The organism is Cellulomonas alba (genome assembly GCF_030362835.1).
Taxonomy (GTDB): Bacteria; Actinomycetota; Actinomycetes; order Actinomycetales; family Cellulomonadaceae; genus Cellulomonas; species Cellulomonas alba.
This window is the reverse complement of record NZ_JAUCGQ010000003.1, coordinates 21323-32621: the sequence shown is the minus strand read 5'-3', so window position 1 is coordinate 32621 and position 11299 is coordinate 21323. Positions and strand designations below refer to the sequence as shown.

Genomic DNA, 11299 nt, shown 5'->3' with positions numbered 1-11299 from the left:
GGTGAGCCCCGCCGCAGCCCGCCGGGGGCGGGTGTCAGGGGTCGCTGAGACGATCGGGCGCATGACGATCTCCTTGCTCCAGCCCAGCGGCCTCGTCGTCAGCCCGGCCTTCAGCCACGTCGCCGTCGTGCCGCCAGGCGCCACGACCATCTACGTGGGCGGTCAGAACGGCGTCGACGAGACGGGCCGGCTCGTGTCCGAGGACGTGGCGGCGCAGGCCGCGCGGGCGCTCGACAACGCGAGCGTGGCGCTCGGCGCCGCCGGGGCGACGCTCGCCGACGTGGTCCAGTGGTCCGTGCTGCTCGCCGAGGGAGCCGACCTCCAGGCCGCCTACGGCGCCATCGCACCGCGGCTGGCGCGGGCCGGCGCCCCGCCGCTCGTGACGGCCGCGCGCGTGGCGGGGCTGGGCGTGCCGGGTGCGCTGATCGAGGTCAGCGCGGTCGCCGCGGTGGAGCGGGCGGCCGGCGCGTAGGGACGCGGCACGGGCTCGTTCACCGGATGTTGGCTGGCGGGCGGCGGGAATGTCCGATATGCCTGGCACACCCCGACGTCCCGCGACCCCGAAGGACCCACCATGAGCGACAAGCCCACGATCGTCCTCGTCCACGGCGCGTTCGCCGACGCGTCCGGCTGGGGAGGCGTCATCACCCGCCTCCAGGCCGACGGCTACACGACCTACGCGCCCGCGAACCACCTGCGCGGTGTCGCGCACGACGCGGGGTACATCCAGGACTTCGTCGCGACGATCGACGGACCCGTCGTGCTCGTCGGGCACTCGTACGGCGGCGCCGTGATCACGAACGTGCACGCCGAGAACGTGGTGGCGCTCGTCTACATCTGTGCGTTCGCGCTCGACGAGGGCGAGGCCGTCGGGCAGGCGCTCGCGCTCGGCGGCGAGCCGGTCGACCTCTCGCCCGTGCTCGTCGTCCGGCCGTACCCGGGCGCGCCCGAGGGCACCGGAGACGCGTACATCAACCCGGCCGTCTTCCACGACGCGTTCTGCCAGGACGTCCCGGCCGAGCTCGCCGCGATCATGGCCGCGGCGCAGCGCCCGGGGTCGCTGGTGAGCCTCGCCGAGCCGTCGGGAACGCCGGCGTGGCGGACGACACCGAGCTGGTACATGGTCGGCCAGCAGGACCGGGTGATCCCGCCGGACGCCGAGCGCGCGATGGCGAAGCGTGCGGGTGCGACGACGGTCGAGGTCGACAGCTCGCACGTCGCGATGATCAGCCGCCCGGACGACGTGGCGGCCCTGGTGCGCAGCGCCGTCGCGGGCGTCGCGTCGTAGGTCGCGCAGGGCACCGGCTCGGGGGAGGCTGGACCGGGCCGTCGACGGACGGCACCGGTCGCGCGCGTGCGCGGCGCAAGGCCTGAACGAGGAGTGCGTGATGGAGTATCGCCAGCTGGGCCGCACCGGTCTGTCCGTCTCGGAGATCGGGTACGGGGCCTGGGGCATCGGCGGATCGATGTGGATCGGGGCCGACGAGGACGAGTCGGTGACCGCGCTGCGGCGCGCGATCGAGCTGGGCGTCAACTTCGTCGACACCGCGCGCGGCTACGGCGAGAGCGAGCGCATCGTGGGCAGCGTGCTGCGTGAGCACCCCGACGTGCTGGTCGCGACGAAGGTGCCGCCCCGCAACGGCGTCTGGCCCGCGCAGAGCGGCGTCGACGTGTCGGAGACGTTCCCGGGCGACCACATCCGCGCGAGCCTCGAGACGAGCCTCGCCGCGTCGGGGCTCGAGGCGTTCGACGTGCTGCAGTTCCACGTGTGGAGCGACGAGTGGGTCGGCCACGGTGACTGGCTCGAGACGATCGCGGCCCTGAAGGACGAGGGCAAGATCCGGTTCTTCGGCGTCTCGATCAACGACTACCAGCCGGAGAACGCCCTGGCGCTCGTGCGGAGCGGCGCGGTCGACACCGTGCAGGTCATCTACAACGCGTGGCACCAGCAGCCCGAGGAGAAGCTCCTGCCCGCGTGCGCCGAGCACGGGGTCGGCGTCATCGTGCGGGTCGCGCTCGACGAGGGCGGCCTCACCGGACGGATCACCTCGAGCACGAGGTTCCCGGACGGCGACTTCCGCAACACCTTCTTCGGCGGCGACCGCAAGGCGCAGGTGGAGCAGCACGTGGCCGCGCTGGTGAACGACCTAGGCATCAGCAACGACGAGCTCGCCGACGTCGCGCTGCGGTACGTGCTCGACGACCCGGCCGTCTCGACGGTGATCGCCGGCATGCGGACCGTACGGAACGTCGAGCGGAACGCCGCGACGAGCGACCGGGGCCGCCTGCCGGCCGCGCAGCACGAGGCCGTGACGCGGCACCGCTGGGAGCGGAACTTCTACGAGGCGCCCTAGGTCGGGCGGCAATGCCGCGGCCGATCTTCGGCGCAGCCAGAGCGTCGCTGGTGCTACGCCGGCGTGAGGCCGAAGGCGCGGAGCAGCGACCTCGCGGTGGCGGCGTGCCGCAGCGGCGGGACGCCCGCCACCTCCGCCAGGGAGCGGCTCAGCGCGTAGTGGTTCAGCCTCGTCCGCACCACGACGCCGTGGAGGCTCGGCTGTGCGACCACGGTGAGGACCCGGTTGCCGTGGTGGCGGTCGTCCTCGTCGGCCGTGATCACGACCGCGAGGCGGCCCGAGTGCCAGTCGGGGCCCGCGAGGACGGCGCCGACGTAGCGGCGCATGAACGCGTCCGCACGCGCGAGCGAGCAGTCGTGCGCGTCGTCGCACAGGTTCGGCACCACCATCCCGACGGCGGGCAGCCGACCGGCGGCGACGTCGGCCCGCAGCGCCGTCAGCGGGACGTCGTACCGCCGGCACGGCGCCGTCTCCTGGACGTAGTACGCCCACGGGTTGTGCTTCACCGCGTAAGGGCCCTGGGGCGTGCGCTGGCAGGGCACCGTCATGCTCTCGGCGTACACCTTGGCGGTGCTGCCGGCGCGGACGGCGGCACCGAGCACGCTGGGTCCCTGCAGCGGGTGCGCCGAGGGCGGCCGGTCGTCGTGCACGCCGAAGGTGCTGCCGCCCGCGATCGCGAGGTAGTTGGGCAGCGACGGGTGCGTGACGGCGCGGTAGTCGGCGGCGTAGCCGTACCGCGTGGCGAGGCCGTACGTGTACGGCATCTGGGCGCGCATCTGGCTCAGCGAGTGGTTCTCGACGACGACCACGAGCACCTTGTCGACGGTCCTGCGCGCCGTCACGGCGGGGCTCGCGGGCGGCGGCTGCGTCGGGAGCACCGGCCGGGTCGGGACGCTGGTCGGGGACGCGCCCGCGGCGGGGGTCGACGGCGGGGTCGAACCGAGCGCGGCGGCGGGGCTCGTCGTGGGCAGGTTCGCCATGGGCGAGCTCGTGCCGGTCGGCGTCGACCCCGGCGACGACGTGCACGCGCCGAGGACGAGCGCGGCGGCGAACGCGCCCGTGAGGACAGGACCGGCGCGGAGCGCGCGGCGTCGGCGCACGTCGCTAGCCCCGTGGCAGGACCGTGAGCACCCGCACCAGGTGGTCGTGGAACTCGGTCATGTAGGCGCGTAGGAAGGCGGCGGTCGAGTCGTCCGTGACCTCGCCGTCGCTCGTGAACACCTCGGGGGAGTAGTGGATGTACGCCTCGGGGGACGTCATCTGGCGCGCGTTGCAGAAGCTGAGCACCGCGCGCAGGCTCTGCTGCCCGACCGCCGTCCCGATCGCGCCGATCGACGCGCCGATCACCGCGGCGGGCACGTGGTCGAACGAGTTCTGGCCCCACGGGCGCGAGGCCCAGTCGATCGCGTTCTTGAGGGCACCCGGGATCGAGCGGTTGTACTCCGGGCTGACGAAGAGCACCGCGTCGACGCCGGCGATCGCCTCCTTGAGCGCGCGCGCCTCGGGCGGGTAGTCCACGTCGTAGTCGGGGCTGTACAGCGGCAGGTTCCCGATCGGGATCTCGACGAAGTCGAGGTCGTTCGGCGCGAGCTTGATCAACGCCCTCGACAGCACGCGGTTGATCGACGTCGACGACAGGCTGCCGACGAAGTAGCCGACGGTGTAGGTGCGCGCCATGGTGGTCCTCCGTTCCCGCGGTCCGGTGGCCGTGTGCGTCCCGGTCGGCACGCGCCGCACGGCAGGGTGCTCGTTCGTGCGTGCTCGTTCACGGTAGGTCGGGTGGTCGAGACGCGCACCCGGCCGTCATGCCGCGCGCCGTCGCGTCAGGAGGCGTCGCGCCACAGCAGCAGGGCCTCGCCCTGCCCGCCGCCGCCGCAGAGCGCGACACCGGCCCGGCCCGAGCCGCGGCGTGCGAGCTCGGTCGCCGCGTGACCCGCGAGCCGGGCGCCCGACGCGCCGATGGGATGGCCCAGGGCGATCGCGCCGCCGTGGACGTTCGTCCGGTCGAGCGGGTAGCCCAGGTCGGCGAGCGACTGGACGACCACCGAGCCGAACGCCTCGTTGATCTCGACGAGGTCGAGGCTCGTCAGGTCCCAGCCGGCGCGCTTGAGCGCGACCGTGAGCGCCGCCGCCGGCTGCGAGTGCAGCGACGTGTCGGGGCCGGCGACCTGTCCCGAGGCGCCGACCGAGCACAGCCACGACCAGCCGCGCGCCTCCGCGACCTCGCGGGACGCGACGACGACCGCCGCCGCGCCGTCCGTGAGGGGCGAGGCGTTGCCGGCCGTGATCGTGCCGTCGGCGGCGAACGCCGGGCGCAGGGCGGCGAGCGACTCGGCCGACGCGTCGGGTCGGATGCCCTCGTCGACCGTGACGCGGACCGGGTCCCCGCGGCGCTGGGGCACGTCGACCGGCACGATCTCGTCGGCGAAGACGCCCGATGCGGCGGCGGCGGCCGCGCGCCGGTGGCTCGCCGCCGCGACCTCGTCCTGCGCGGTCCGGCTGATCCCGCGCGCCGCGTTGCCGCGCTCGGTCGCGGCGCCCATCGACTCGTGCTCGAACGCGTCGGTGAGGCCGTCCCAGGCGAGCGAGTCGACCGCGCGCAGGTCGCCGTACGCCCAGCCGCGGCGCGAACCGGGGAGCAGGTGCGGCGCCTGGCTCATCGACTCCTGGCCACCCGCGACGACGACGTCCGCCTCCGCGAGCCGGATCATCCGCGCGGCGTCGACGATCGCGACCAGGCCGCTGAGGCAGACCTTGTTGACCATCGTCGCCGGCACCGTCCACGGCAGGCCGGCGAGGTGCGCGGCCTGGCGCGCGGGGTTCTGGCCGGCGCCCGCCATCACGACCTGGCCCATGATCACGCCGTCGACGGCGCCGTCGGGCACACCCGCGCGGTCGAGCGCGCCGCGGATCGCCGCGGCACCGAGCTGGGCGGCCGTGAGCGTCGAGAGTCCGGCGTTGAGCCGGGCCATGGGTGTGCGGGCGAACGAGAGCAGCACGACCTCGCGGTTCGTCATGACGGCACCATCTGGCTGACCTCGTCCGGCACGCGCAGCGGCACCTCGCTCGTCGCGGCGAGCACGTCGGCGACCGAGACGCCCGGCGCGCACTCGCGGAGCACCAGCCCGTCGGGGGTCACGTCGATCACCGCGAGGTCGGTGATGATGCGGTCGACCACGCCGGCCCCGGTGAGCGGCAGCGTGCACGCCGGCAGGATCTTGGCGGAGCCGTCCCGCGCCACGTGCTCCATGAGGACGACGATCCGGCGCGCACCGTGGACCAGGTCCATCGCACCGCCCATGCCCTTGACCATCTTCCCGGGGATCATCCAGTTCGCGATGTCGCCCGCGACCGACACCTGCATGGCGCCGAGCACCGCGACGTCGACCTTGCCGCCCCGGATCATGCCGAAGCTCGTCGCCGAGTCGAAGAACGTCGCACCGGGGTTGAGCGTGATCGTCTCCTTCCCCGCGTTGATGAGGTCGGGGTCGACCTCGTCCTCGCTGGGGTAGGGCCCGACGCCGAGGATGCCGTTCTCGGACTGGAGCACGAGCTCGACGCCCGGCGGGACGTAGTTCGGCACGAGGGTGGGCAGTCCGATGCCGAGGTTGACGTAGCTGCCGTCGGGCAGCTCGCGTGCGGCGCGGGCCGCCATCTGCTGGCGCGTCAGGCTCACGGTGCGACCTCCCGCAGGGTGCGGCGCTCGATGCGCTTGTCGGCGGTCTGCTCGGGCGTCAGCTCGACGACGCGGTCGACGAAGATCCCGGGCAGGTGCACGGCGTCGGGGTCGAGCTCGCCCACCGGCACCAGCCGCTCGACCTCGGCGACCGTGACGCGCCCGGCGGTCGCGCACAGCGGGTTGAAGTTGCGCGCGGCGGAGTGGAACACGAGGTTGCCCGCACGGTCACCGACGGCGGCGCGGACGAGCGCGAAGTCGGCGGCGATCGCCTGTTCGCGCACGTACTCGTGCTCGACGCCGCGCACCGTGAACCGCTCGACCGGCTTCGGTGGCGAGGCGACGGCGACGTTGCCCTCCGCGTCGTACCGCCACGGCAGGCCGCCCTCCGCGACGAGCGTGCCGACGCCCGTGCGCGTGTAGAAGGCGGCGATCCCGCTGCCGCCCGCGCGCAGCCGCTCGGCGAGCGTGCCCTGCGGCGTCAGCTCCACCTCGAGCTCGCCCGCGAGGTACTGGCGCGCGAACTCCTTGTTCTCGCCGACGTACGACGCGACGACGCGCCGGACTCGGTGCTCCTGGAGGAGCAGGCCGAGCCCCCAGTCGTCGACGCCGCAGTTGTTGCTGACGACCTCGAGCTCGTGCGTGCCGACGTCGAGCAGGGCTCGGATCAGCACGCTCGGGATGCCGCAGAGCCCGAAGCCGCCGACCGCGATCGTCGCGCCGTCGGGGATGTCGGCGACCGCGTCGGTCGCCGAGCGGACGACCTTGTCCATGCGTCTCCTCCTCGGACGTCACACCATGGCCAGGACGGCGCCCGGCCGGGCCAGCACCGCGCCGACGTCGGCGAGGAACCGGGCGGCCTCCGCGCCGTCGACGACGCGGTGGTCGAACGACAGGGTCGTCGTCATGACGCTGCGCAGCGCCACCTGGTCCTCGTGCTCCCAGGGCCGCCGCCGGACGGCACCCGTCGCGAGGATCGCGGCCTGGCCCGGCACGAGGATCGGCGTGCCGCCGTCGACCCCGAGCACGCCGACGTTGGTGATCGTGATCGTGCCACCGGCCAGGTCGGCCGGAGCCGTGGCGCCGGCCCGCGCGGTCTCGGTGAGGTCGCGCAGCGCGCGCGCCAGGTCGGGCAGGCGCAGGCGCTCGGCGTCGTGGACGACCGGGACGACGAGCCCGCGCGGCGAGTCGACGGCGATGCCGAGCCCGACGTGGCCGTAGCGCAGGATCTCGCCGCTCGCCTCGTCCCAGTGCGCGTTGAGCTCCGGGCTGCGGCCCACGGCGACCGTCAGCGCCTTCGCGACGAGCGCGAGGAGCGTCACGTGGCTCTCGGCGTACGCCGGGTCGGCGCGCAGCTCGGCGAGCAGGCCCAGGGTGGGCGTCACGTCGACCGTGAGGTGGACGGACGCATGGGGTGCGGTGAAGGCGCTGGCCACCATCGCGGCGGCCGTCTGCTTGCGGACGCCGGTGACGGCGACGCGGACGTCGGCCGCGGCGTCGGGCTGCGACGCGCGCGGGTCGTCGGCGGCCTTCGGCGCCGTGGGGACGGGCTGCGGCGGCGGCGGGCCCGCGGGCCCGGATCCGTGGACCGGGACCGACTCGGGGGGCGACGCCGTCGCGGACCCGACGGTCGTGGTCCGGTCCGCGACGGCGACCAGCCCGGCCCGACCGGGCGAGACCGCGCGCAGCACGTCGTCGCGCGTGATCGTGCCGTCGGTGCCCGACGCCGCGACCCGTTCGAGATGCACGCCCAGGTCGTGCGCGAGCTTGCGGACGAGCGGGTTGATCACGGGCCGGGTCGTCGACGGAGAGTCGTGGGGCGTGGGTGGCGCGTCGGCGACGACGTGCGTCGCGAGCCACGCGCTGGACCTCTCGCGCCGGCGCGGCCGGCGCGCTCCCTCGACCGGTGGGCCGTAGCCGACGAGGACGGCCGTCCGCGCCGGCGAGGCCGCCGGGGGAGCCGCCGCCGGGCTCGGCTCGTCGGCCGTGATCGTCAGGAGCGGGCCCCCGACCGGCACGGTGGTCCCGGGCTCCGCGAGCAGCGCGGCGACGACCCCGGCGCACGGCGACGGAAGCTGGACGAGCGCCTTCGCGGTCTCGACCTCGGCGACCACCTGGTTGAGCTCGACGCGGTCCCCGGGCGCGACGAGCCACTCGACGAGGTCGGACTCGGTGAGGCCCTCGCCGAGGTCGGGCAGCGTGACGGTCCGCTCGGTCATGACGCTGCGCTCCATCCGGCCAGCGCGTGCGGCCGGCCCACCACGCGGTCGACGGCGTCGAGCACACGGTCGAGGTCCGGAAGGAAGTGCTCCTCGACCTTGGCGGGCGGGTAGGGCGCGTCGAAGCCGGTGACGCGCGCGACCGGCGCCTGCAGGACGTCGAAGCAGCGTTCGGTGACGCCGGCGGCGATCTCGGCGCCGAGGCCGCCGGAGCGCTGCGCCTCGTGGGCGACGACGAGCCGGTGCGTGCGGCGCACCGACCGCTCGAGCGTGTCGAGGTCGAGCGGGGCGAGCGAGCGCAGGTCCACGACCTCGATCGAGACGCCCTCGTCGCGCGCCGCGATCGCGGCGTCCCGGGCCGTCACGACGAGCGGCCCGTACGCGGCGAGCGTCACGTCCGAGCCCTCGACCACGACGCGCGCGCGGTCCAGCGGCAGCGCGCCGTCGAGCTCCTCGTCGACCTCGTCCTTGAGCCAGTACCGACGCTTGGGCTCGAGGAACACGACCGGGTCGTCGCACGCGATCGCCTGCCGCAGCATCGTGTGCGCGTCCTGGGGCCCGCCGCACGTGACGACCCGCAGCCCCGGCGTGTGCGCGAAGTACGCCTCGGGGGACTCGGAGTGGTGCTCGACCGCGCCGATGCCGCCGCCGTACGGGATGCGCACCGTGATCGGCATGCGGATCGCCCCGCCCGTCCGGTAGTGCAGGCGCGACACCTGGGTGACGAGCTCGTCGACGGCGGGGTACGAGAACCCGTCGAACTGGATCTCGCAGACGGGCCGGAACCCGCGGTAGGCGAGGCCGACGGCGACGCCGAGGATGCCGCTCTCGGCGAGCGGCGTGTCCATGACGCGGTCCGCGCCGAAGTCGCGCTGCAGCCCGTCGGTCACCCGGAACACGCCGCCGAGGCGGCCGATGTCCTCGCCGAGCAGCACCACGCGCGGGTCGTCCTCGAGCGCGCGGCGCAGGCCCGAGCCCAGGGCCGCGGCCATCGTCGTCGCGGTCATCGGGGCTCTCCGTCGTCGAACATCGCGAGGTACGCCGCGTACTCGCTGCGCTGGCGCGCGAGCGCCGCCGACGGCTCGACGAGCACGTGGTCGAACACGCTGGTCGGCGCGGGCACCGGCAGCGCGAGGCAGCCCTCGCGCATCTCGTGGGCGAAGCGCTCGGCGTTCGCCTTGATCGCGCCCGCGCGGTCCTCGGTGAGCGCTCCACTCGCGCCGAGCAGCCGTTCGACACGCGTGAGGGGGTCGCGCTGCTCCCAGGACGCCTGCACCTCGGGGTCGACGTACCGCGTCGGGTCGTCGGACGTCGTGTGCGGCCCGCGCCGGTAGGTGACGGCCTCGACGAACGTCGGTCCGTCGCCGCGACGCGCCCGGTCGAGCGCGATCCGCGTCGCGGCCGTCACCGCGAGCACGTCGTTGCCGTCGACGCGCAGGCTCGGGATCCCGTAGCCGAACGCCCGGTCGGCGATCGGTCGTCGGGTCTGCAGACCGACCGGCTCGGAGATCGCCCACTGGTTGTTCTGGCAGAAGAACACGACGGGTGCGCGGAAGCTCGCGGCGAACACCATCGCCTCGTGCACGTCGCCCTTGCTGGTGGCGCCGTCGCCGAAGTACGCGACCGCCGCGGAGTCGACGCCGTCGATGCGGCAGCCGAGCGCGTAGCCGGTGGCGTGCAGCGTCTGCGCGCCGATCATCACCTGCGGCGTCGCCATGCCGATCGACCGCGGGTCCCAGCCGGACAGCGCCGTGCCGCGCCACACGCGCACGAGGTCGGTGGGCGACGCGCCCCGGCAGTACGCGACGCCGTTCTCGCGGTAGCTCGTGAACGCGAAGTCGTCGGGCCGCAGGGCGCGGGCGGACCCGATCTGCGCGGCCTCCTGGCCGAGGAGCGGCGGCCAGAGACCGAGCTCGCCCTGGCGCTGGAGCGCGACGGCCTCGATGTCGAACCGGCGTGCGACGACCATGTCCTCGTAGAGGTCCAGCAGTCGCTCGTCGTCGACGTCGGCGACCCACGGGTCCAGCGTGGGCTCGGCGCGCCGGACGCCGTCGGGCGTCAGCAGCTGGAGGAGCTCGTCCGTCGTGGGCGCGGGCGGCGGGGCGGCACCGTGGGGGCTCGTACCACGGGGGCTCGTCGCGGCCCGAGCGGGCGGCGACGCAGCACGCCCTTCGCGTCCCTCGGGACGTGCCAGGGCACGGTCGGATGACACATCTGAACGCAACATGTTTCGCTCCGTCGTTGGCGGAGCCGGCGCTCTTGTGAAGCAGTGGCTCCGTTGCCTGATGCACGTCCAGGCTATGTCCGCGAGGGACCTTGTGCCCAGACGGAGCGCGTGTCGCCGGGAGGTTTCAGCCGCGGCCGGGGTCGAGCGCGGCGAGCGCCATCTGCTCGAGGACGGCGCGCGTGCGGGCCGCGCTGAGCCCGCGCGCGCTGAACGGCGTCGAGTTGAGCAGGCCGAACGTCGCCTGCGCGCGCACCCGCAGCTCGGCCACGTCGACCGCGGGCCCTAGTCGTGCCAGGACGCCGACCCACGCGTCGACGTAGGTGCGCTGCAGCTCGCGCACGGTGGCACGGTCCGCCACGGAGAGGGCGTCGAGGTCGCGGTCCTGCACACGGATGACGTCGGGGTCGGTGATCGCGAACTCGGCGTGGAACGCGACGAGCCCGCGCAGGGCCGCGCCGTCGCCGGCGGACGCCTCGACCACCGCGCGGCCGCCGGCGAGCAGCCGCTCGCTCGTCTCGACCAGGAGCGCCGCGAGCACCGCCTGCTTGCTCGGGAAGTGCCGGTAGACGGCGGGCCCGCTGACGCCGACCGCCGAACCGAGGTCCTCGAGCGAGACTCCCTCGTAGCCGCGCTGCGCGAACAGGCGCGCCGCGGCCGTGAGCAGCGCGGTCCGACGCTCGGCCTTCGCGCGGCCGCGGGCAGTGGTCGGCGCGGGATCGGCGGGGGCGTCCGTCGGCGGGCCGCTCGGGCCCGGCGCGCGGGTGCCGACGGCCGCACTGCGCTCTGGCATCCGACCTCCCCGGGGCGTCTGTCGTGGACAACG

The 11299-nt window shown here is 74.6% G+C and carries 12 protein-coding genes; 3 read left to right on the top strand and 9 right to left on the bottom strand.

Features of this window, described 5'->3' with window-relative positions; genetic code table 11:
* The first annotated feature begins 61 nt into the window (after positions 1-61).
* The 3 genes from QRT04_RS15235 to QRT04_RS15225 all read left to right on the top strand — a co-directional run bounded on the left by QRT04_RS15235 (position 62) and on the right by QRT04_RS15225 (position 2354).
* Complete coding sequence (locus tag QRT04_RS15235; RefSeq protein WP_289456432.1) at positions 62-472, top strand: RidA family protein; 411 nt, start codon at positions 62-64, stop codon at positions 470-472.
* Positions 473-574: 102 nt separating this feature from the next.
* A complete protein-coding gene (locus QRT04_RS15230) occupies positions 575-1288 on the top strand; it encodes an alpha/beta fold hydrolase (protein ID WP_289456430.1) in 714 nt (237 codons plus the stop codon).
* A 100-nt stretch (positions 1289-1388) separates the two neighbouring features.
* Positions 1389-2354, top strand: coding sequence for an aldo/keto reductase (locus QRT04_RS15225; RefSeq protein ID WP_289456427.1), 966 nt, complete (start codon positions 1389-1391; stop codon positions 2352-2354).
* Positions 2355-2407: 53 nt separating this feature from the next.
* Here QRT04_RS15225 and QRT04_RS15220 read toward each other — a convergent pair whose 3' ends face one another.
* The 9 genes from QRT04_RS15220 to QRT04_RS15180 all read right to left on the bottom strand — a co-directional run bounded on the left by QRT04_RS15220 (position 2408) and on the right by QRT04_RS15180 (position 11266).
* Positions 2408-3454, bottom strand: a complete 1047-nt coding sequence (locus tag QRT04_RS15220; RefSeq protein ID WP_289456426.1) for an alkaline phosphatase family protein — start codon at positions 3452-3454, stop codon at positions 2408-2410.
* 4 nt (positions 3455-3458) lie between these two features.
* Positions 3459-4031, bottom strand: a complete 573-nt coding sequence (locus QRT04_RS15215; RefSeq protein ID WP_289456425.1) for an NADPH-dependent FMN reductase — start codon at positions 4029-4031, stop codon at positions 3459-3461.
* A gap of 146 nt (positions 4032-4177) precedes the next feature.
* The gene (locus tag QRT04_RS15210) at positions 4178-5371 is read right to left on the bottom strand and encodes an acetyl-CoA C-acetyltransferase (RefSeq protein ID WP_289456423.1); all 1194 of its coding nucleotides are present in this window, start codon (positions 5369-5371) and stop codon (positions 4178-4180) included.
* Complete coding sequence (locus tag QRT04_RS15205; protein WP_289456421.1) at positions 5368-6030, bottom strand: CoA transferase subunit B; 663 nt, start codon at positions 6028-6030, stop codon at positions 5368-5370. Before QRT04_RS15205 ends, QRT04_RS15210 begins: the two co-directional genes overlap by 4 nt.
* Positions 6027-6803: a CoA transferase subunit A gene (locus tag QRT04_RS15200; RefSeq protein ID WP_289456419.1), complete on the bottom strand. Its 777-nt coding sequence runs from the start codon at positions 6801-6803 to the stop codon at positions 6027-6029. Before QRT04_RS15200 ends, QRT04_RS15205 begins: the two co-directional genes overlap by 4 nt.
* An 18-nt stretch (positions 6804-6821) precedes the next feature.
* Complete coding sequence (locus QRT04_RS15195; protein WP_289456417.1) at positions 6822-8249, bottom strand: dihydrolipoamide acetyltransferase family protein; 1428 nt, start codon at positions 8247-8249, stop codon at positions 6822-6824.
* On the bottom strand, positions 8246-9256 hold the full coding sequence (locus tag QRT04_RS15190) for an alpha-ketoacid dehydrogenase subunit beta (protein ID WP_289456416.1): 1011 nt from the start codon (positions 9254-9256) through the stop codon (positions 8246-8248). The genes QRT04_RS15195 and QRT04_RS15190 overlap by 4 nt, the downstream gene beginning before the upstream one ends.
* On the bottom strand, positions 9253-10461 hold the full coding sequence (gene pdhA / locus QRT04_RS15185) for a pyruvate dehydrogenase (acetyl-transferring) E1 component subunit alpha (protein WP_407653645.1): 1209 nt from the start codon (positions 10459-10461) through the stop codon (positions 9253-9255). Before pdhA ends, QRT04_RS15190 begins: the two co-directional genes overlap by 4 nt.
* A 139-nt stretch (positions 10462-10600) precedes the next feature.
* Entirely contained in the window at positions 10601-11266 is a 666-nt protein-coding gene (locus QRT04_RS15180) for a TetR/AcrR family transcriptional regulator (RefSeq protein ID WP_289456415.1), read from the bottom strand.
* Between the last annotated feature and the right edge of the window lie 33 nt (positions 11267-11299).